Origin of the sequence: Streptomyces uncialis (assembly GCF_036250755.1) — a bacterium.
GTDB lineage: Bacteria > Actinomycetota > Actinomycetes > Streptomycetales > Streptomycetaceae > Streptomyces > Streptomyces uncialis.
The window spans coordinates 8,698,279-8,720,117 of the sequence record NZ_CP109583.1; the positions used below are offsets into that span (position 1 = coordinate 8,698,279).

Consider the following 21,839-nt stretch of genomic DNA (forward strand, 5'->3'; position numbering starts at 1 on the left):
TGGACAGGGAACAGGGAACGCAGTGAATCCGTATGCGGTACTCGCCGCCGCCGCCGAGCAGTGGGAGCGGATCGCCGGAGCACTCGGCCCGGCACCGCGGGAGCGGCTGGCCGCGCTGCTGGCGCGGGCGCGCCACGACGACCGGGGCCGGCACACCGGGCGGCAGCGGCACGAAGCCGCGCTGGCCGCCGTGGACCTGCTCGCCGAGAGGCTTCCCGAACTGTTCGGCGGCGAACAGCAGGCACGTCTCACCCTCACCGCGCCGCCGCCCGGCGCCGCCGCGGAGAGCGTCACCCACCTCGGCTTCACCGCCGAGGACCTGGCCGTCCTGCTGATCGACGGTCACCGGATGGTGGGCCCCCTGCTGGGCCCGGTACGCGAACGCCTGCTGGCCGCTCCCGCCCTGGACCTGGACACCGTGCTGCTGGGTGGCACCGACCCCTTCGTCCCGGCGCTGATCCGGCTGCGCGGCAGAGGCGGAGCCGTGCGGCTGCCGAGCCTCCAGTTCACCGCGGCACACCGGCCCCGGCCGATCGTGCTCGCCGTCAACGAGATGCTGGCCGCGGACCGTGACCCCTGGGGCGCGGCGGACTGGTGGCTCTCCGCCGACGCCCGGCTCGACGCCCGTCCCGAGACGCTCATCGGGACCGCCGGCGAGCAGCAACTCCTGGACACCGTACGAATGTTGGCAGAGCAGGAGTAGCCGTGCCGAGATACCGCCCGCCCGCCGGCTTGTCCGGGGCCCCCACCGAGGTCCAGCTGGCCGCCGGTACGCGGCTGTACCGGGTGCACGCCGCACACCGGGCCCCGGAGGGCTTCAACCCGGTCCCCGCGCACTGTCTGTACGGGGGCGGGCGCTTCGACTCCACCGCCTGCGACCGGTACGGATACCTCTACGCGGGGCTCGCGGCGGCCACCGCCGTCTGCGAGACCCTGCTGCGCGGCATACCGTTCGACCCGTCGGGCGCTCCGCGGCTCGTCCCCCGTGTCGCGGTCGCGGGCCGACGGCTCTCCACCCTGCTGCTGACCACCGATGTCACCCTGATCTCCCTGACCACGGCCCAGGACCTGGCAGCCGTCCACCAGGACAGCTGGCTCGTCCAGACGGAGGCCCACGAGTACCCGTACACCCGCGACTGGGCCCACTGGATCCGCCACCACACCGGCCCCGGTGCCCAAGGGCTGCTCTGGTCCTCGAAGCGGGAACCCGGTGAGCGCACGGTGATCCTCTTCGAGGACCGCTGCCCGCCGGACGTGCTGAAGGCGGCGGCCGGTGACCCGGTGGACTTCGGTACACCGCACGGCGAGCAGTGGCTCAACTCCGTGCTCCAGCCCTACCATGTCCAACTCCCCCCGGCCGACGGCCGTCCCTGAAAGCCGGGAGGCGCCCCCATGTCCCAAGAGAACGCGATCGCCCACGCCACGGCCGCGGAAACCGCGTACCGGAGCTACTGCGAGACCTTCGACCCCGCGCTGCTCGTCCGGGCGACCGAGGAGTTCGAGGAGGCCTTCGAGGAACCGGGCGACGACGGGCCCTGGCCCGTGTGGCGCGTCATGTTCGGCCATCTGCGCTGCTTCCAGTACGACGAACAGCCCACGGCACCGCTGCTGCGCCACACCTGGAACCTGCTCAGCGAGGGCCTCGACGCACTCCCGGACGACGACGGGGAACAGGACGGGGCCCGTACGGTCGCACACCTCCTGCTGGCGAACGTCGCACGGCTCCGCTACGAGGCGGGCCGGGGGAGGAGCGTCGAGGAACGCACGGCGCTGCTCGACGAAGCGCTCCGGCGGCACACCGAGGCCGAACCATGGGCGCGGACCCCGCAGGAGGACCCGTCCAGTGAGCCCGGCACCCTGCTCGCACTCCACCAGGGCCAGGGCTGTCTCTTCCTGGAACGTCACCGGATGACGGCCGATGTCAGGGCGGCGCGGAGCGCGGTCACCCACTACCGGGCCGCGCTGAGCATGCCACCGCCGACGGAGGAACTGGCCCTCAGCTGGTACGGACTGGGCCTCGCCCTGTTCGCGGCCGGATCGACCGCCCAGGACCGCGCCGAACTGGAAGCGGCGCAGCAGGCGTTGGAGAAAGCGTTCGCCCTGGCCCGGGACACCGGAGCGGACACCGGGACATGGGCCTGGGAAGCGGAGATCCGGATCGCCGCCGTGCACTGCTGCGTCTATCTGATCTGGAAGGACCACACGCACGGCGAGGCCGCGATGGCGCACGTGGGCAGGCTGCTGGCGGAGCCCGGCACGGAGGACCGGCTGGAACCCTTCTTCCTGCACGCCTTCGCGAGCGTGCTCTTCGAAAGAGCGGGCAGGGAAACCGACGGGGAGCAACAGGACCGGGCCATAGCCATGGTGCGGCGGCTGGTACGGGAGACGCCACCCGGCCGTGATCCGGCCAAGCCCCAGCGGCTGTTGGTGCTGGCCGCCTTCCAGCAGATCCGCTACTACCACGACCAGGACCCGGAACGGGCCAGGGAGACGGGACGCGCGGCGACCCTGGCACTGGCGGAGGAGCCGGAGGACCCTGAGACGGCCGACCTGGCGGAACAGCTCCAGGTCTGGGCCCGGACGATGCTGGAGCACCGCGGACAGCTGACGCCGCAGGACGAGACGGCCATCGGCGCCCTCAGCGACGAGCGGGCCAGAGCTCTCATGGCCGAATGGGCGGAGAAGGCCGAGAACGGGACGGCCCGCCCGTTCTTCGGCGACGCGCACCCCGACCTTCCCGGGATGTTCGCGGGACTGCTGGGACAGCAGCGCAGGGAAGACGACTTCGCCCTGCTCTACGCGTCCTGGTGCGAGATGGAGCAGGGCGGCCGGGACCGCGCGCAAGCCGCGGCGCAACTGCTGAACGCGGCGCTCATCGCGGACCCTGACGCGGCCATGGTCAGCGAGGAGCAGCGCGACACGCTCATCGAGGCGATCCTGGAGACGGACAAGGACGACCCTGTCTGGCAGCGCTACGCACACCGGATCGTGGGCTTCGTGCTGCTCCAGTACGAGCGGCGGGGCCGTGGGCGGGGGATGGACGAGGTCGTCGCCCATCTGGAGCTGGCCGGGCTGGGCGGACCGGCCTCCGGCGAAGCGGACAACTACACGGACGAGCTCATCGGTCTGGTGGCCCGGCTGCACCGGGGTCAGGAGGACGGCTCCGCCGACGACCTGGAGGCGGTGGGCGAGATCCATCGGAGACTGCTGGACAACCGCGCTCTGCCACCGCACCTGGCGACGCTGATCGAGACCGGGCACCTGTACCTCCAGGTGCGGGAAGCGGTTCGGCGCGCGGACCTCCCGGCGGTGGACCGGTGCGTCGCGCGGACCGCCGCCATCCGTGCCGGGCTGGCACCGGACGATCCCGCCCGGGCGGAGATCTGGGTGCATCTCACCGGCATGATCCTGAGACGTGAGGGACTCGCCTTGCGCCTCGGCGCCGCGCCCTCGACGCTGCCCGACCCGCCCACCGTCGAGGAACTCCGCCGGTCCACTCTCTCCTTCCCTCCCGGTCACCGTGCCTGGATCCTGGGCGACAGCGCTGTGGGCCGAATGGCCTTCGCCGTGCGGGACGAGGACGTGGAGGCGCTCGCCGAGGCGCGGGAGCTGATCGAGGAGGCACGTGAGCTGTCCCGGTCCGATCCGCCGTCGTACCTGCGGTACACCGGTCTCCTGGCCGCCGCCCACGACGCCCTGGCCCGTCTGCTCCGCGTCCCCGCCGAGCGGGACGAGCACCTGGAGCTGGCGATCGGCCTCTACGAGGAGTGCCACGCGGCCACCGGCGGGCCCGAGCACCGGCTGCGGCCCTCCGCCGCGCTCGGGCTGGCCCGCGCCTACCGGGAGCGGGCCTCCCGCCGGCCTCGCACGGCTGCCCAGGACCGGCACAGGGCCCTGGCCCTGGGCCTCGACGGGCTGCGCGGTTACGCCTGGGCCGCGCTCCTCCAGTCCGCCACGGTCCATGCCGCCGAGGCCGTCGCCGAGGCCACCGCCGAAGCACTCGAAGTCGCCTCGTGGGCACTGCGGGAAGGCGCCCTCGAATCCGCCGTCGAAGCGCTGGAAGCCTGCCGGGGACTCGCCCTGCACGCCGCCACCACCTCCAGGACCGTGCCGCAGCGGCTGGCCGCCGCCGGTCTCGGCGAACTGGCCGACGAGTGGCGCGCGGCCGGAACCGGGGCGGGCGGCACGGGCGCGTTCCGAAGCGGCGGCGAGGGGGACATCCCCAGCGCGCTGCGCCGCCGCGTGCTCACCGCGCTGCGGGCGGACGCGACCGACTCCGGTGACCGGCTCCTCGATCCGCCCGGTATCGCCGCCGTCGCCGAAGCGCTGCGCACCCTCGGCCGGGACGCGCTGGTCTACCTGGTGCCCACGTCGGACGAGGGAAGCGGCTCGGCCGTCGTGGTCACCGCCGGCGGTGAGACGCACGTCCTGCCGCTGCCCGCACTCGACGAACAGGCCGGTCCGCTCGCGCAGTACACCCCGGTCCCCGGTGGCGGCCGGGACCTGGGACCGGTGCCCGGTGCGCCGGGCGGCCCCGGCCCTGCGGCCGGCCGGCCACCCGGCGGTCCCGAACTGCGGCGGCAGCTCGACCGGTTGTGCGGCTGGGCGTGGTACGCCGCCATGAGACCGCTGCTCGACGCCTTCAGCGCACCCGGCCGCCCGGACCGCGTCCCGAGGCTCGTCCTCGTCCCGATGGGAAGGCTCGGGCTCGTCCCCTGGCACGCCGCGTACCGCCCGGCCGCCGGGGGCCGCCGCCGCTACGCGCTTCAGGACGCGGACCTCTCGTACGCCGCGTCGGCCCGGCTGCTCTGCGAGGTCGCCGCCCGACCCGCCGCCGCACGGGCGGGAGACGCCCTGGTCGTCGGTGACCCGACCGGGGACCTGGTGTACGCGGGGGAGGAGGCGGACGCCGTCCAGCGACTGTTCTACCCGGACGGGACGTTCGTGGGGCGGCGTCGCGGCGGGGCGGCGGACGGTGCCGGGACGCCGGACGAGGTGCTCGACTGGCTGCGGGGGAGCGGCAGCCGGGACGGGGTACTGCATCTGGCTTGCCATGCCTCGGTCACCGACAACGCCCGGCGCAGCGCGGGGCTCTCCCTGCACGGCGGCGACCTGTTCGCCGAGGACCTCACCGCGGCGGGAGGCGGCACGGGCTCCGCCGGTCCCGCCCTGGTGCTGCTGGCCGCGTGCCGCAGCAATGTCTCGGGGCACGGGGACAACGAGGCGTTCACGCTGGCGACCGCGTTCCTGGTGGCGGGCGCCCGCTCGGTGGTGGGCTCCCTGTGGCCGGTCCCGGACGAGGCGACCTCGGTGCTGATGCTCCTGACCCACTACTTCCTCAGCCGTGAACAGGAGCCTCCGGCAAGGGCGTTGCGACGGGCCCAGCTGTGGATGCTGGGGCTGGACCGGCAGCCGCCCGGCAGCCTCCCCGATGAGCTGGCCGCGCGGGCGGCGCGGGTCGATCCGGACGACCTGAGCGCGTGGGCGGGGTTCACGCACCTCGGCCGCTGACGGCGCATCAGGCGACGTTCGCCCGGTTGACCATGTCACGGAGGCGAACGTCGTCACACCCTCGTGGCCCGCACATCCACAGGGCCGCCCCGACTTCGCGAGCGCCCCGGGGCTCAGCCTTGGGTGTCCGTGTTCCCGGCCGGTTCCCGCTGGTCGGCGGTGCCGGGACTCTTCGTGTCCGCCTTCCTCGACGCCATCACGCTGGTGACCGTGGTGATGGCCAGCACACCGCCGATGACGGCCAGGGAGACCGGGGTGGAGATCTCCGGCACATGCAGGCTCGTCGTCTCGTGGACACCGTGCAGGACCAGCTTCACGCCGATGAAACCGAGGATGGCCGACAGCCCGTACGACAGGTGGACCAGCTTCTTCAGCAGCCCGACGATGAGGAAGTACAGCTGCCGCAGGCCCATCAGTGCGAAGGCGTTCGCCGTGAACACGATGTACGGATCCTGGGTCAGGCCGAAGATCGCCGGGATGGAGTCCACCGCGAAGAGCAGATCCGTGAGACCGATCGCCACCATGACGATCAGCATCGGCGTGGCGAGCTTCTTGCCGTTCTCGCGGACGAACATCCGCGTGCCGTGCCACTCGGAGGTGGAAGGTACCCGTCGCTGAACAGCCTTGAGCAGACGGCCCTCCTCCCAGTCGTCGTCGTCCTCGTCCGTGCGCGCCTCCTGGATGAACTTCCAGGCGGTGTAGATGAGGAAGGCGCCGAAGACGTAGAAGACCCAGGCGAACTGGTTGATCGCGGCGGCGCCCAGGGCGATGAAGACCGCGCGCAGCGCCAGCGCGAGCAGCACGCCGATCATCAGCACGCGCTGCTGATAGATCGTGGGGACCGAGAACTTCGCCATGATCAGCACGAACACGAACAGATTGTCGACGCTGAGCGATTTCTCGGTGATGTAGCCCGCGAAGAACTCACCGGACGCCTGTCCGTGACCCAGGACGGCCAGTCCGGTACCGAAGAGCACGGCGAGGGCGAGCCAGACGATCGACCAGGTGCCCGCCTCCTTCATCGAGACTTCGTGTGGTTTGCGCCCGCCGATGAAGAAATCGGCCGCGATGAGTATCAGCAGTGTGGCGACTGTGATTACCCACATGGTCATCGAGGCGTCCAACTCTGTTCCCTCCCGTAGCTGTAGCGCGAACCGACAACAGTACTGGGTAGGCCAAGAGTTGGTATGGCGGGAGTAAACCGGCGTGCGAAGCACCCGATTTCAAGGGCCATTGACGGCCGCCGTCGCACGGTCATGGGGCGCGGGTGAGCACGCAAGCCGCGATCGCCGGCCGGTGTCAGGGAGTCGGCACGACGGTGCGCATCGCGAGAGTACGTGTCGTCCAGTGGCCGTACGGCCGGGTGTTGACCGCCGTCAGGTCCCTCGTACCCGGCTGCGGCGGGGCCTGCGAGAAGCGCAGGACACCGTCACGGCCGTCCGGGGCGGACATCCGGGAGCCCGCCGACCCGGCTGCCCAGGCCGGGAGATGGAACGGCACCGTGTTGAGCTCGCACTCGGCGACGATCAGCTTGAGCCAGTCCCGCGCCTCCGCCCCCGGCACCGGAGGGCGGCCCACGGGCAGGGAGAACCGTACGGGCTCCCCGTCCAGGGCGTGCCCGGTGTGCCCCGGGGCGATGAAGTGCCCCGGGTAGAGCGTCGAATGGCCGGCGTATCCGTCCGTCAGGTCGAGCAGCAGACACCACAGGGTCCGGTCCGGTGAGCGGTTGTGCAGCCGTACGGACAGCAGCGGTGGCTGTGGCGCGTCACCACGGTCGGCGGCCGGCGGCGTGTACGCGCAGACGATCTCCCCGCTGCCGTCCGGGACGAGGAGCCGGTCGGACGGTGCTCCCCAAGGGCCGACCTCGACCCGTACCAGCCCGTCGAGCGGCGAGGGGCGTGGCGTCAGGTCCCGGAGCCGGTGCCAGCGCGTCAGATGGGTCAGACAGTCGACGATCCGCCGTACGTCCCCGGGCGCGGACAGCGGCAACGGAGCGACGAAACGGCTGCCGTCGCGGCGCAGGACATGTACGGCGCTTCCCCGTACCTCCAGGCTGAAGTGCAGATCGCCCGCGTCCCGGGGGTCGGGGACCGACCGCAGGAGCGGTGAGGGGCCACCGCCGGGCCCGGCCGTGGCGAGCGCCCGTGCCAGGGCGTCTTCGAAGCCGCCCGGTGGACCCGAGGCCGGGGCGTCCGCCGGGACGACGGTGACCGTCGCGGCGGGCAGGTTCAGCGCGGTGAGGGCCACCGGGTAGACCTGCCCGGGAGCCGGGGCCCAGCCCACCGGATCGACCAGGGTACGGTCCGCCAGCACCGTACGCGCGGTGAGGAGCCTGCCGGGTCGGGAGTTCCCCGACGCCGGGCCGCCCCCGGTGCGGGTTGGCCCGGGCCCGGCGGGCACGTCCCCCGTCGCCGCGTCCGGCCCCGACCGCTCCGCCTCCGCCGGACCCCCGTCCACCACGGCGCGATCCACCACGGCGAACTCCGCTGCGGCGGCCCCCGCCGCGGCACCCTCGCCCAGCCCGTGCCCGGCCCCGCAGTCGACCTCCCAGCCCGCCGCCCCGTGGCGCAGCAGATGCGCGCCGTCCGCCCTCGCGACGCCGTCCGTCAGGAACGGCAGATCGGCCACCCCGCCCGGCCCGGGGGGAAAGAGGACCGGCTGCTGGAGGCCACCCGAACACTGCACCCGGGCGTCGGCGGCGGACAGTACCTCCCGGTAGGTGAGGCCCGGCGGCGCCTCCCGGACCACGCCGAGCACCGCGTGTGTGAACACCCCGTGCCGACGCCCGTCGAAGAAGGCCTCGTGCGCCGGCTGGTACGCGCGGCTCGCCGCCAGCAGCAGCACCTCACCCCGGCCCGGCGGCCCGGCCGGACGGGACGGGACCGCCTCGCGCGCCGACACGGATGCCGCAGAGGCCCATTCGTCCCGCGCGGGCGCGAACCGGGCCGTCAGCCCCGTGTCACGGGTCGCCCCGCCGGCGAAGCAGCAGTCGAGGACCGCCACCACATGGGCGCCGCGTGCGGCGACCCCGTCGAGCAGTGCCCGCAGCCGTTTGTCCGGCAGCGGACCGTCCGCGCAGACCAGGGCCTGGTTGTGTCCCGTCGCCTCGATCAGCAGATCCGCCCCGTGGGCCCGCGCCTCGGTGCCGTGCCCGGAGAACCAGAACAACGCGGTGTCCCCGGGACCCGCTTCACCCAGCCCCTCGCGGATGCCGTGCTCGACCGCTTCGACGGTCGCCTCCCGGTCGAGCAGCACCCGCGGGCCCGGCACCGGCACCCGCCCCGCCAGCAGACGACGGACCCCGGCGATGTCGTTGAGACATCCGCCCAACCGCGTTGCCACCCCCGCCGGGTAGTCGTCGATGCCCACCAGGAGGGAATGAATCGTCGTCATACCGGAGAGTCTGTCAGCCCTCCCGCCCGACGAGCGGCGCACCCTTGGGCGTCAACTGGCCCTGTCCTGGGCGCATATAGGGTGGACGTACCGTGATGCGCCGATCCGGCGGCACGATGGAACCGGGCTCACTATCCTACGGTTCCGATCCGCGGGCCCGGCCGACGACGGCCGCACGACCGGCCCGCGCCGTGACCACGCGGTCCGGGACGAGACGGGGGACACACATGGGATTCGTGGAGCGACGCCGACGACTCGACACCGTCGGGGCACCGGAGGTACCGAGCGCCCTGCACGGGGCACCGCAGTCGGGGCAGGCCACCCCGCACGGCGGCTTCCTGCCGCGCTCACGCCTGCTGCGCGACGCCATGGCAGCGCTCGACAGCGGGATCGACGAGGCACAGGCCCGCCGCGTCATCGACGGCATCCGTCAGGAGTACGCCTCCGCCCACGGCGGCGTGCCGCTCGGCTTCCTCGCCCACTGCTATCTCGGCCCGCCGTTCGTCGATCACCAACTGGATCTCGACCACGCGGTCGTGCGGCACTTCGCACCCGCCGACACGGTCCCCGAGCCCTACGCCGCCGCCCGGATGCTGGCCCGTTCCGAGGCCTACGCGTACATCGAGATCCACAGCGACGGACTGGCCATACCGGTACTCAAGGACGGCAGCGTCGTCCGTCCCTGACGGACCAGGGCACACGCATGATCGGAGAATCCGTATGAACGACGTCGACTACACCCTCCGCCACCAAGTGCGGCAGGTCGACGCACAGGTCAACGCGCTGCGCGAGCACGTCAACATCGTGGCGGGACAGGTCGAGAACGTCCGGGCCGGCCAGGAGGCGGCCCGCAGTGAACTCCAGCAACTGCGGGACGACTTCAAGGAGTACGTACACACGGCCGAGCTGAACGCCCGGATCCAGCGGGCGGAGACCCGGATCGGCGTCGTCCAGGACCAGGTCGACCATGAGTTCGGCCACTACAAGCAGGTCAGACGCACGGCGACCGGCATCCTCCAGGCCTTCGACGTCGGTCTGGTGACCGAGGACACCGTACGTTCCGTCAGCGAACAGCTGATGATCCAGACCCCGCGCTACTGGCTCGCACCCGCCCTCGTCGCCCTGGCCTCCTGGTCGGCGGACGACTCGCGGCTGTGCGAGCGCGGTGTCGAGGAGGCGTACCGCCGCTCGCCGGACCGCACCTCGCTCTTCTTCGCGCTGGTGCTCCGCCGCCAGGACCGCGCCGACGGATCGGTGCGCTGGCTGCGGCACTACCTTCAGGCACAGGATCCGCAGGCGCTGGGCCGGGAGTTCACCGTCATCCTGGAGGCGGTCGCCCACGGGGCCTTCGGGGCCGCGGGCCGCGATGTGCTCGCCGGGGTGCTGACCCGGTGGAACGCGATGATGGCGGACGAGGTCGAGTACCGGGAGACGCAGGACGCGCAGACCCGGCGCTGGCGCGCGGAGGTCGACTCGCTGCGGGCACCGTCCGCGGCCCGGGAGTTCCCCCAGCTGGCGGCGTTCTCCCCGCAGTGGAGCATCCTCGACGGGGTACTGTCCTGGGCGCGCACCCAGCAACTGTTCCTCGACAAGTACCGAAGCATCCTCGGCCACGAGGCCGCGCTCGCGGCGCGTCTGGAGGACACCGTCGACGACCTCCTCGACCTGCTCGTGTCGGAGTACGACGACGAAGAGCTTCCGCTGCGCCGGGAACTCGCCCTCCACCGGGCCGTCGTCACCCACCGGGGCGACACAGCCGCCGCCGATGCCGCGGTCAAGGCCGACGAGGCCTCCTACGACATCACCCTGGACCTCCTGACGCTCCAGACGACCGCCGCGCTCAGCCCCGCGGCGATCGGCGTCTCGGAGGGAACGAGGAAGCTGGCCGTCGGCGCCTGCCGGGAATGGCTCTTCCGGGCCCACACCCAGTTCACCCGGGACTACCGGGCCGCCGTCCCGCAGGATGTGCAGATCCGGTTCAACACGGACCACACCGTCGGCGCGCAGAACTTCAGACTGCCCCTGTGGACCGGTTCGTTCCTCAGGCCGCTGGCGGAACTGGAGCAGTCGCTCACCGCTCACTGGGGCCGCCACAGCGCGGCCTACATCGATTCACTCGGCTACCCGCTGCTGCGGAAGTCCGTGCCCGCGGTGGCCGTGGTCGCCGCCGTGATGCTGGGCGTGAGCCTGGTCAGTGTCCTCGCCGCCCTCGCCTGCGGGGCCGTCGTCGGCCTGGGATGGGGACTGCGGATACGTCAGCGCTCGCGGGCCGCCGCGCGACTCCAGCAGCAGGCCCGGGCACTGCTCGGACAGGCCACGGCCGAATCGCTGCTCCGGCTGCGCGCCGCCGCGGCCGAACTGGCCGACTGGTACACGGGATTCAAGAAGGCCGACGAGGTGGAGACGGCCTGCGCCGAACTGATCGCCTCGCTCGGGACCACGACGGACAACGGGTCACCGTTCGGGGGACGTTCCGTCCAGGGAGAGGGCACACCGGCATGACGAGCGACGACGCGACGACGGCGGCACACGATGACGGTGCCGACCGGCAGCCGCCATGGGCCGGACCGGGCCCGCAGGGCGGCGTCCCGTGGGCGACGCCCACCGCCGCCCGCCGGCCGGGCGACCGTCCCACCCAGCGGCGGCGCCGCGTGGTCGAGGGGCTGCCGGACTGGGAACCGACGCCACCCGGCGAGATCCTGCTGCGCCGGCCCGGCACAGGGGAGGGGACGTGAGCGGGTTCTGGGGCGACGGAGGGCCCTACGCGTCCTGGACGCGGGCACTGCACGCCTGGGCGCGGCACGAGCCCGCCGACCTGGCGGCACTGCCCCGGCTGAAGCGCGACCAGTTCGACGCGGACACCTGGGAACGGCTCACCCGCCATGTCCTGGACGCCCTCGACACACGGCTCACGGAATGGTCACGCCGGTTCGCCCTCGCCTTCGGGGAAGCCCCCGACGAGTTCTCCGCCGGGCGGGAACTCACCCAGGCCAGAGTCGGGCTGCGGTCCCTCCGCGATCTGGCGGACCACCCCGGGTTGCCCGACGACCTGCGCACCCGGCTGGGCGAACTGATGGACCAGCACATCCGCTCACTTCAAACCCAGATGGAGCACGCGGTCAGCGAACTCGCCCGCTCCGGGACCGATCCGCACTGGGTGGACCAACGGCTGCGGACCCTGCGCGACAACGCGTTCACCTCGGTCCTCGACGCCCCGCCGGACCCGCCCGCCGAACCGCCGGCCCCGTTCGCACGGCTCCGCCGCCGCCTGCGGTTCCCCCGCAGCGGAGACGGACGGGAACCGGCACGGACAACCGGAGTCGCGCGACCCTCCCCGCCCGCGGCCGGTGATCCCCCCGCGGACCACTGGTCGACGGCCCCGGCCACCGCACCGAAGCGCCGCATCGTGCCCGACTGACCGGCAACGTCCCGGCGACTCCCACGCATTGGATGCCGCCACCCGCGCACGGGAGCGCCTTCCGCGCACGGGACGACAACCCGGCCCACGGGACGACGATCCCGCGCACCGGACGGCTTTCCCGCGCACGGGACGACAACTCCACGCACGCGCCCCGCCGGGCGGCGCGCCGCACTCTCCCCTTTCCTTTCCCTCACCCTCCGAAGGCCGGTATGCCGAACTACGCCGACAGCCTGCGTCACCTCGACAGCTATGTCTCCGCCCGGGTACCCGTCATCGCGCTCCGCACCATCGAGCAGCAGCGCGCCCTGCGGCTGCTCCGCGAGGCGGCGGGGCGGCCGAGCCGCAGCGGGATGCCGTTCTGGATCTACACCAGGGCGACCGGGCTGCGGGACCTCCGCACCCACGCGGCCGTCCACGACGACCGGTCGCTGACCGGCGCCATGGAGTTCGCCGCCTCCCAGTTCGCCGCACGGGCCAACGCCACCGTGATCCTCGTCGACCCGCACGATGTCGCCTCGGACACACCGGCGGTCCGCCATATCGCCGAACTGGCGCGGCTCGCGGAGAACAACATGGGCAGCGTGGTCCTGGTGTCCGACACCCCGGTGTGGAGCGGGCTCCAGCGGCTGGGGATGGGACTGATGCTCGATCTGCCCGACGCGGAGGAGATGTACGGAATCCTCAGCGGCTTCCTCACCGACCACCGGGGCCGCTTCCCCATCGAGTGGGACGAGGACGACGCCCGTCGCGCCGCCGAGTTCCTCTCGGGCGCCACCGAGTCCGAGTGCGTCAACCTCATGGCCACCGTCGCGGCGAAGGGCTCCGTGAAGAAGGAGGACGTACTCGCCCTGGCCCAGGCGAAGGACCGGATCTTCAGCGACATCACCGGGCTCGAACGCATCCACCTCAAGGACGCCGACTACCAGGTCGGCGGGCTGACCAGCCTCCGGACCTGGCTGCGGCGGCGGAACCAGCTGATCCACTCCGATCTGCGCCATTCCCATCTGCGCCCGCCACGCGGGGTACTGCTGGTGGGGGTGCCCGGCTGCGGCAAGTCGTTGTCGGCCAAGGCGGTCGCGCAGGAGTGGCAGCTCCCCCTCTACCGGCTGGACATGGCGAGCATCCACGGAAAGTACTGGGGCGAGTCCGAGGGCAATATGCGGGCCGCGCTGGAGACCGCCGACCGGGTGGCGCCGTGTGTGCTGTGGATCGACGAGATCGAGAAGGGACTGGCCGGTGGCGCCGGAGAGGTGACAGGGGTGGGCCAGCGGGTCATCGGCCACTTCCTGTTCTGGCTCCAGGAGTCGCAGTCGCGGTCGTTCGTCGTGGCGACCGCCAACGATGTGCGCAGTCTGCCGCCCGAGCTGCTGCGCAAAGGCCGCTTCGACGAGCTGTTCTTCGTGGACCTGCCCGACCCCGAGGACCGCAAGGAGATCATCACGCTGTACTTCGGCCGCTATCTGGGCAAGGACCCGGAGCCCGCCGAACTGGACCGGCTGGTCGATCTGTCCGAGGGCTTCGCCGGTTCCGACATCGAATCCGCCCTGCACGACGTCGGCGCCGAGGCGCTGCTGGACGGCGGCGTGGAGAACCTGAGGCCGTCCTTCGTACAGGACACCTTCGCCAACACGGTTCCGATGATCAGGGTCAACCCGGAGCGGATCGAGGAGATCCGCGCCTGGGGCCGGGAGCGCGCGGTACCCGCCGGACGCTCGTCCCTCTCCTCGGCCCCGGGAGCCACGACCCCGGGCCGCCGCATCCTTCTGATGGGTGACTGAACCGGACCGGTACGCGGCGGGGGGAGCGGCGGTGCCGCCGGACGGGTGGGGCTTGACCCTCACGTCGCGTGAGGCTGAAGAGTGTGGTGCATGAGCGATTACTACAACGCGTTCGAGACGAGTCCCGTGCCCGCTCCCGGCCCGGACGCCGTTCCGCCGGAGTTGTTCCGTGGCATCTACGGAATGCCCGCGTTCGTGACGATCCCCACCAGCGATCTGGCGGAGTCGGTGGACTTCTGGGTTCGCGGCCTCGGGTTCTTCGAGCTGTTCAGCATCCCCGGCACACTGGTGCATCTGCGCCGGTGGGCGTTCCAGGACGTACTCCTCGTCCCGGCGGCGGAGGTCGCGGACCAGGCACCGGCGATGAGCTACAGCTTCTCGGGAGTGCTCAGCCAGGTCGATCCCCTGGTCGAGGCATGCCGCGCGTTGCGCCCGGACTCGGTCGACGGTCCACGGGACACGCCCTGGAACACCCGCGACGTCACCGTGATCACCCCCGAGAACGCACGGATCGTCTTCACCGCGGCGAAGCCCTTCGCCCCGGACAGCCAGGAGGCACGCAACCTCGCGGCCATCGGGATCTCCCCACCGGACGGGCCGCCGCGGTGACAATGAGCGGCATGCTCGAAGCCACCGAAGCCGATGGCCTGACCGTCGGCCAGGTCTCGACGCGTCTGGACGTGACGGTCCGCGCGCTGCACCACTGGGACGAGATCGGTCTGGCACGACCGTCGCTGCGCACAGCCGCCGGATACCGGCTCTACACCGCCGGTGATCTGGAACGGCTGCACCGCATCGTCGTCTACCGCGAGATCGGTCTCGGTCTGGACCGGATCCGGGCCGTCCTGGACGATCCGGCCACGGACGTGCCCGGCGCGCTGCGCGCGCAGCGTTCCCAGATCGCCGACCGGATCGAGCGACTCCAGCGGCTCGGCGCCGGACTGGACCGGATGATCGACGCCCACGAGGGCGGTCCGCTGCTGACCGTCGAACAGCAGGCCGAGGTCTTCGGCTCCCGGTGGAACCCGGACTGGACCGCCCAGGCCAGGCAGCAATACGGAGACACGGCGCAATGGCTCCAGTTCGCCGAACGCTCGGCCGCTCGCGGCGTTGAGGAATGGCGAGCCGTCGCCGACGCCGTGGACGGCCTCGACCGTGCCCTCGGGGACGCGATGGACAGGGGTGTCGCACCTGGCAGCCCGGAAGCGGGCCGACTCGTCGAGCGGCACCGCGAGGTGTTCGCCTCGTACTTTCCCCTCACCAGGCGGATGCAGGTCTGCCTGGGCCGCAGATACGAGGCCGATCCCGCGTTCGCCGCCCACTACGACGGTATCCGCGCCGGGCTCGCCGCGTGGTTCCGCCGGATCGTCGACGCTGACGCGCGCGCCCACGGCATCGACCCCGACACCGCGACCTGGCAGTAGCGCGGCCCCCTCCAGTCGCCCGGTCCGGACAAGGTCCCCCGCTGCCCCTCTCGGCAGCCACGGGACCCCGCCCGGACCGGCTCGGCTTCGGCCGGACGATCAGCGGTCACCCCTCATCGCAGGGCCACCGCATCCGGGGTCAGGGCTGGATGAGCGAGTCCTTGTAGTAGACGGACGCCTTGCGCTGACCGCTCTGCACCCCGGAGGCGAAGCCCATGCAGAGGCGGTACACACCGGGGTCGGCCATCTTGGGGATCTGGATGGCGAGGCCCTCGGGCTCGCGGAAGGGCAGGGTGTAGCCGGCCTTGGAGTGGAAGGACTTGACGAGTTGCCCGGTGTTCAGATCGACCGAGGCGAGGAAGGTGTTGCCCTCACCCGGGGGCGAGATGACGATCTCCGGTGTCGCGGCGTTGCCGTCGTGGTCCTGCTTCTTGCCGTAGGCGTTGCCGCGCAGCATGTACAGGTAGCTGCCGGCCACCGCGTACCCCTGGAACGACGGCTTGCCGTAGCGGTTGACGTCGACCGGGATGGCGGGTTCGGCGACCTCCACCAGCGGGGTGCTGAAGTCTCCGGCACGGGCCTTGGGCAGATCGTAGACGCGGTAGCGCATGCCGCCGGCGTCGTAGCGGACGACCAGGCGGTTGTTGAGCGGGTCGACACTCGCGGTGTTGTTGGAGCTGCCGGGAACGGGGGTGAACTTCTGGAGCGAGGCGTTGGTGGCGTCCAGGGGTGTCGCGGAACTCGCGAACTTGAAGCGGCACAGCCGCTTGCCACGGCTGGTCATGTCATCGATGTCCTGGACGGCGTCGACCTCGGTCCACAGGTAGGTGCTGCTGCCGGACGGCTCGACGCCGAAGCTCACCCCGTGCCCGAAGCCGCGCAGGTACATGTAGCCCGTCACGCTGCCGGTGCCGCTGCCGTCCGCCGCGTCGGCGCCGAGGGTCCACTCGGTGATCGCCAGGTCGCCGCGCAGGTCACGGACGTCACCGGCGACGGGCGCCGACTCGCCGGGGAGCTTGCGGCCGCCCTGGATGACCTGGGCGTAGTAGAGGCGGCGGTTGACGTTGTCGAAGCCTATGGACTGGATCACGGTCCCTTCACGCAAGGTCTCCTCGCGGAAGTAGGCGGGACCGGTGTTGCCCTCGACCCTGATCAGCTTTGAAGGTGGCAGACCTACGGCGTTCGCTCCTGTGGCTGGGCCCGCGCCCGCGCCCGAGCTCGCGAACGCGGCGCCGGCACCCGAGCCGACCCCGGCGACGGTCAGTGCGGCGACGCCGCTCCAGCTGAGGAAGTTGCGTCGGTTGAACTGAGAGGTGTTGTTCATATGCTCTTTGTTTCACAGAGATTGACGGGACGTCGACTCATTTCTGGTACCACTGACATCGACAGCGGTACATGGGTCCCGATGGTCGTCGGCCCGCCGCCCCGCCTCGCCCCCGGAACCCGTCTCCTGTGAGGGCCCTCCGTCCGGCGGTCAGCGCACGAGGCGCCTGCGCGACCGCCGATCTCGTACTGCCGATCTCACACCCGCGGTCTCATACCAGCGACCGCACACCGGCGGCGATCGACGCGGCGTCGATACCGGAGTGGTGGAGCTGTTCCGCGGGCGTGGCGGACGCGGGCATGTTCCGTACCGCCAGGCGGATCAGCCTCGGCGCGGGGCGGCCGTCGGCGAAGGCCTCGGCGACCGCGTCCCCGATGCCGCCCTCGGGGTGGTGGTCCTCGACCGTCATCAGGCAGCCCGTCGCGTCCGCCGCCTGCCGAAGGGTCCCGCCGTCGACGGGTTTCACCGAGTACAGGTCGATCACCCGTACCGCGATGCCCTCCGCCGCCAGCAGATCGGCGGCGCGCAGGGCCTCGTGCACGGTGACCCCGGCGCCGATGACGGTGACCTGGTCCGCGTCGCCCGACCGCAGCACCCGGGACCCGCCGACCGGGAAGTCCTCGTCCGGGCCGTACAGGACGGGGGAGGCTCCGCGGCTGGTGCGCAGATAGCCGATGCCGGGCAGCCCGGCCATGTGGTGGACGAGACGGGCGGTCTGGTTGGCGTCGCACGGGTACAGGACGGTGGAGCCGTGGACCGCGCGCATCATGGCGAGGTCTTCGAGACCCATCTGGGAGGGTCCGTCCTGGCCGATGGAGACTCCGGCGTGGGAGCCGCAGAGCTGGATGCCGGTGCCGCTGACGGCCGCCATCCGGATGAAGTCATGGGCCCGGGTGAGGAACGCGGCGAACGTCGTGGCGAAGGGGAGGTAGCCGCGTGCCCGCATCCCCACGGCGGTGGCGATCAGTTGCTGTTCGGCGATGTACATCTCGAAGTAGCGGTCCGGGTGGGCCTTGCCGAACGCGTCGGCCCGGGTGGAGTCACCGACCTCGCCGTCCAGGGCGACGACATCGTCCCGCTCCGATCCGAGGGCGGCGAGCGCGGCCCCGAAGGCGTCCCGGGTGGCGACCTCGTCCCCGGCCCGGTAGCGGGGCGCCGCGACCGGGCCGGTCCTGTCCGGGGTGGTCCCGTCCCCGCCGGTCCGGTCCGGGGCGGTCGCCGGCGGCGTACCGGACGGCTTCGCCACGTCGATCCGGACGGACCGGGTCCCGCCCAGTTCCTCGACGGCCCGTTCGGGGTGCGGCAGCGGCTTGCCGTGGAAGCCCTCCTGGTCCTCCACCTCCGCGACGCCCCGGCCCTTGTGGGTGCGGGCGATGACCGCGGTGGGCCGGTCCGTCGTGGCCGCGGCCTCCCGGAAGGCGGTGTCGATCGCGGCGACGTCGTGTCCGTCGACCTCGATCGTGTGCCAGCCGAAGGCACCCAGCTTGCGGGCGTAGGCGTCGAGGTCCCAGCCCTCCCGGGTGGGGCCGCGCTGGCCGAGCCGGTTGACGTCCACGATCAGGGTCAGGTTGTCGAGCCGTTCGTACGCCGCCTGCGCGGCGCCTTCCCAGACGGACCCCTCGGCCATCTCGCTGTCCCCGCACAGCACCCAGACCCGGTACGGCAGCCGGTCCAGCCGCTTCCCGGCGAGCGCCATGCCGACCCCGACGGGAAGCCCCTGCCCGAGGGAGCCGGTGGCCACGTCCACCCAGGGCAGACGTGGGGTGGGGTGCCCTTCCAGGGGGCTGCCGTCCTGCCGGAACGTGAGGAGTTCTGCGTCGTCGATCACTCCCGCGGCCCGGTAGAGCGCGTACAGCAGCGGAGAGGCGTGCCCCTTGGAGAGGACCAGCCGGTCGTTGCCCGGATGTCCGGGCCGCTCGAAGTCGTAGCGCAGATGGTGCGCCAGCAGCACGCCGCCGAGGTCCGCGGCCGACATCGACGAGGTGGGGTGTCCCGACCCCGCCGCGTCCGCCGCGCGGACCGCGTCCACCCGCAGCTGCTGACCCAGTTCTTCCAGTTGCCCGGTCTCCATCTCGCTCCTCTCGTCCGGCCCGCTTCCCGTCGTTCGCACGGTCCGATTCCGTCCGGTCCGATCCCGTCCGGTCCGGTCCACAGGCGGCCCCTCCACCCGGGGCGGCCCGTCGGTGTATCGACCTTTGGTACCGAACCCGTCACGTACGGTGACCACGCCCGGTCCCGTATCCCGCCCGTACGGAGCGGGCCCGCCGGGCCCGTCCCTGACGGGGACGACGCGGCAACCGCGCACACTCCACACCGCCGGACCGCATGCGGGTACCCAGCCGTCCGGGCCGTACTTCCAGGATCGTCACAATCCGCCCGGAGCGCTCCCGGGGAGACCGGCCCCCGGTCCCGCGCGATCACCGGGAGCCCGTCACCGCGGCGCGCTCCCGTTCCCACGCGGCCCCTCGGAGGAGCCGGGCTCAGGGCGGGGTGTCCGCCGGGCGGGTCCCGCGCAGCTGGTCCAGACGGCGGATCACCGGGGTCGCGCTCACCCCGTGGAGCAGGACGGACAGCGCGACCGTGAGAGCGGTCAGCGCCCACAGCTCGTCGGCGAGGCCCGCGAAGTCGTCGTGGCCGAGGGCGTAGGAGAGATAGAAGAGGGAGCCGATGCCCCGCAGGCCGAAGACCGCGGTGACGGCCTTCTCCCGGGGGCCCGCCGGGAGGCCGAGCTGTGCGATCCAGCCCGTGACGGGGCGGATGACCAGGATGAGTCCGAGTGCGACGAGGACGGTCCACCAGGTCAGTTCGGACAGCCCACCGGTGACGAGGTAGCCGCCGAGGAGGACGAGGAGCGCCGCGGTGAGCAGACGTTCGATCTGCTCGGTGAACTCGTGCAGCACCTTGTGATAGCCGTGGTCGCGTTCGGCGGCCCGGATCGTGCAGGCGGTGACGAAGACGGCGAGGAAGCCGTAGCCGTGGGCGAGTTCGGCGATCCCGTAGGACAGGAAGGTCGCCGCGAGGGCGACGAAGCCCTCCATGTGCCCCGAGAGACGCAGCGCCGACGCACCGGCCCGGAAGAACATCCACCCCAGCAAACGCCCCAGGGCGAGACCGACGACCACCCCGACGGCGACCTTGACGAGGACGTCGACGACGAACCAGCGCCCCCATCCGGCCTGCGACCAGGCGCCCCCGGCGGCGGCCAGCGCCACGGCCGCGAGGACGAAGGGGAACGCGAGACCGTCGTTGAGACCTGCCTCCGCCGTCAGGGCGAAGCGGACTTCGTCCTCGTCGTTCTCGTCGTCGGTGGGCTCACCGACCCGCACCTCCGCGGCCAGCACGGGGTCGGTGGGCGCCAGCAGGGCTCCCGCCAGCAGCGCGGCGGCGACGGGCCAGCCGAGCAGCAGCCAGGCGCTCATGGCGGTCGCGACGACGGTGAGCGGGAGCGTGATCCCGATCAGCCGCCAGGGCCCGGCCCATGACCGCGGGGTGAAGGGCCGGTTGATGGCCAGTCCCGCGCCCATGAGGGAGACGATCACGCAGACCTCGGTGACATGCTCGACCCACACCCGGTCCGCCACCGGATCGACCTGCGGCAGCGGTACGGGCAGCGCGGCGGCCACCGCGCCTATCACGAGGAACACGATCGGCATCGACAGCGGTCTGCGCCGCAGCAGCCGGGGCAGCACAGCCGCCGCGAGCGCCCCGAGACCCAGGGTCGTGTACACGATGTCGGACGGGGTCAACGGCTTCGTCCTCTCAGCGGGCGTGCAACAGGAGCCAGGGAGCACGTGCCCGTTCGCCGGAGGATCATGGCCCGTCCGTCGCGGGGCCCGCCGTCGCCGCGACCCGAGCGGCCCGGGAGCAGATCTTCGCCGACGACGGGACCGCGCCCCGGGGCATCACCAGGTGACGTGGCCCGCCGCCCGCGAGATCCGCGGGACGGGCCCTAACCGGCCGTCGGTGTTCCGCCCAGGGTCTCGCGCAGCAGGACCGCCTCCTGGTCGAGGTGGTGGAGCAGCGCCTGGAGGGCGGGGGTGCGGGTGCGGTGGGGTGCCTCGGTGGTGCCCACCGTGCGTCCCACCGAGGGGAGTTCGACGGGCAGCGCGGCGAGGTGCTCGTCCTCGCGCAGTACCAGTTCGGGCAGGAGCGCCACCATGTCCGTCTGGAGGAGCAGCGCCCGCATGGTGAGGATGGACGTGCATTCGACGCGGTCCGCGGGCAGGGCGAGGCCCCGGTCCACGAAGAGGGCGCCGAGTTCCTGACGCAGGGCGGTCTGCTCGACGGGCAGGATCCAGGGGAACCCGAGGGTGTCCGTGAGTGTGACGCCCTCGGCGTCGAGGAGCGGGTGGCCGGATCGTACGGCGAGCCGGATGGGCTCCCGGTACAGCATCCGCTGGCGCAGTCCGTCCCCTTCGGCGGGGGCGGAGCCCACCCGGCCGACGATGACGTCCAGCTCGCCCGCCAGCAGCGCGGGGTGGAGGACGTCCGGGGTGCCCTCGCGTACGACGACGGTGAGCCGGGGCCGTTCCCGTTTGAGTCCGGCGACCGCCCGGGGCAGCAGGACATTCGCGCCGGCCAGCAGCGTGCCCACGGTCACCGTGCCGTCCTGGCCCTGCCGCAGCCCGGTGAGGTGCTCCCCGGCCCGGCGCACCTCGGCGACCACCGCGCGGGCGTGTTCCGCCAGTGCCGCGCCGTAGACGGTGGGCCGCATCCCGCGCGGTACGCGGACGAAGAGCGGCAGATCGGCGATGGCCTCCAGCTCATGGAGGGTCCGGGTCGCGGCGGGCTGGGTGAGATGCAGGGATTCGGCCGCCCGTACGACGCTTCCGTGCTCGCTGACCGCTATGAGCAGGGTCAGGTGCCGGAACTTGAGCCGGCCGTCCAGGAGGTCCATCCGGGGGCTCCTTCCTGGGAGGCGGGCGGCCTGTGACGGCGCGGGGAGCGCGACATACCAGGATCGCTATAGCTCTCACACCGATCGGCAT

15 protein-coding genes and 1 pseudogene are annotated in these 21,839 nt (G+C 72.2%); 10 read left to right on the top strand and 6 right to left on the bottom strand.

Annotation, left to right across the window (positions count from 1 at the left end):
- Positions 1–22 precede the first annotated feature (22 nt).
- Genes OG711_RS36435 through OG711_RS36445 form a run of 3 tightly spaced genes read left to right on the top strand, consistent with a single transcriptional unit; the run spans position 23 to position 5,511 of the window.
- Positions 23–703: a hypothetical protein gene (locus OG711_RS36435; protein ID WP_329563066.1), complete on the top strand. Its 681-nt coding sequence runs from the start codon at positions 23–25 to the stop codon at positions 701–703.
- Between the two features lie 2 nt (positions 704–705).
- A complete protein-coding gene (locus OG711_RS36440; RefSeq protein WP_073788502.1) occupies positions 706–1,374 on the top strand; it encodes an RES family NAD+ phosphorylase in 669 nt (222 codons plus the stop codon).
- 18 nt (positions 1,375–1,392) lie between these two features.
- A complete protein-coding gene (locus OG711_RS36445; protein ID WP_329563071.1) occupies positions 1,393–5,511 on the top strand; it encodes a CHAT domain-containing protein in 4,119 nt (1,372 codons plus the stop codon).
- Between the two features lie 113 nt (positions 5,512–5,624).
- Here OG711_RS36445 and OG711_RS36450 read toward each other — a convergent pair whose 3' ends face one another.
- Both OG711_RS36450 and OG711_RS36455 read right to left on the bottom strand, forming a co-directional pair.
- Positions 5,625–6,635 carry a TerC family protein gene (locus OG711_RS36450; RefSeq protein WP_329563073.1) on the bottom strand — a complete coding sequence of 337 codons (1,011 nt, stop codon included), beginning with the start codon at positions 6,633–6,635 and terminating at the stop codon, positions 5,625–5,627.
- 175 nt (positions 6,636–6,810) lie between these two features.
- Complete coding sequence (locus OG711_RS36455) at positions 6,811–8,904, bottom strand: caspase family protein (protein ID WP_329563075.1); 2,094 nt, start codon at positions 8,902–8,904, stop codon at positions 6,811–6,813.
- Positions 8,905–9,131: 227 nt separating this feature from the next.
- On the opposite strand from OG711_RS36455, the gene OG711_RS36460 reads away from it, so the two are divergent.
- The 7 genes and pseudogenes from OG711_RS36460 (at position 9,132) to OG711_RS36490 (ending at position 15,527) form a co-directional block, all read left to right on the top strand.
- Positions 9,132–9,590 (top strand): hypothetical protein, encoded by a 459-nt coding sequence (locus OG711_RS36460; RefSeq protein ID WP_329563077.1) that lies wholly within the window; start codon positions 9,132–9,134, stop codon positions 9,588–9,590.
- A 34-nt stretch (positions 9,591–9,624) separates the two neighbouring features.
- Positions 9,625–11,406, top strand: coding sequence for a hypothetical protein (locus tag OG711_RS36465; protein ID WP_329563079.1), 1,782 nt, complete (start codon positions 9,625–9,627; stop codon positions 11,404–11,406).
- The gene (locus OG711_RS36470; protein WP_073788488.1) at positions 11,403–11,639 is read left to right on the top strand and encodes a hypothetical protein; all 237 of its coding nucleotides are present in this window, start codon (positions 11,403–11,405) and stop codon (positions 11,637–11,639) included. The genes OG711_RS36465 and OG711_RS36470 overlap by 4 nt, the downstream gene beginning before the upstream one ends.
- Complete coding sequence (locus OG711_RS36475; protein ID WP_073788486.1) at positions 11,636–12,322, top strand: hypothetical protein; 687 nt, start codon at positions 11,636–11,638, stop codon at positions 12,320–12,322. The genes OG711_RS36470 and OG711_RS36475 overlap by 4 nt, the downstream gene beginning before the upstream one ends.
- 212 nt (positions 12,323–12,534) lie before the next feature.
- Positions 12,535–14,103 (top strand): AAA family ATPase, encoded by a 1,569-nt coding sequence (locus OG711_RS36480; protein WP_073788484.1) that lies wholly within the window; start codon positions 12,535–12,537, stop codon positions 14,101–14,103.
- A 90-nt stretch (positions 14,104–14,193) separates the two neighbouring features.
- Positions 14,194–14,728: pseudogene (locus tag OG711_RS36485) on the top strand (VOC family protein); the annotation flags it as partial.
- Positions 14,724–15,527 (top strand): MerR family transcriptional regulator, encoded by an 804-nt coding sequence (locus OG711_RS36490; RefSeq protein ID WP_329563082.1) that lies wholly within the window; start codon positions 14,724–14,726, stop codon positions 15,525–15,527. The pseudogene OG711_RS36485 and the gene OG711_RS36490, both read left to right, overlap by 5 nt.
- 139 nt (positions 15,528–15,666) lie before the next feature.
- Here OG711_RS36490 and OG711_RS36495 read toward each other — a convergent pair whose 3' ends face one another.
- The 4 genes from OG711_RS36495 to OG711_RS36510 form a co-directional block, all read right to left on the bottom strand.
- Positions 15,667–16,851 carry a phage baseplate protein gene (locus tag OG711_RS36495; protein WP_329563084.1) on the bottom strand — a complete coding sequence of 395 codons (1,185 nt, stop codon included), beginning with the start codon at positions 16,849–16,851 and terminating at the stop codon, positions 15,667–15,669.
- A 211-nt stretch (positions 16,852–17,062) separates the two neighbouring features.
- Complete coding sequence (locus OG711_RS36500) at positions 17,063–18,922, bottom strand: transketolase (protein ID WP_329563087.1); 1,860 nt, start codon at positions 18,920–18,922, stop codon at positions 17,063–17,065.
- Between the two features lie 409 nt (positions 18,923–19,331).
- Positions 19,332–20,597 carry a cation:proton antiporter gene (locus OG711_RS36505; protein WP_329563089.1) on the bottom strand — a complete coding sequence of 422 codons (1,266 nt, stop codon included), beginning with the start codon at positions 20,595–20,597 and terminating at the stop codon, positions 19,332–19,334.
- A gap of 203 nt (positions 20,598–20,800) precedes the next feature.
- The gene (locus tag OG711_RS36510; protein ID WP_073788476.1) at positions 20,801–21,748 is read right to left on the bottom strand and encodes a LysR substrate-binding domain-containing protein; all 948 of its coding nucleotides are present in this window, start codon (positions 21,746–21,748) and stop codon (positions 20,801–20,803) included.
- Between the last annotated feature and the right edge of the window lie 91 nt (positions 21,749–21,839).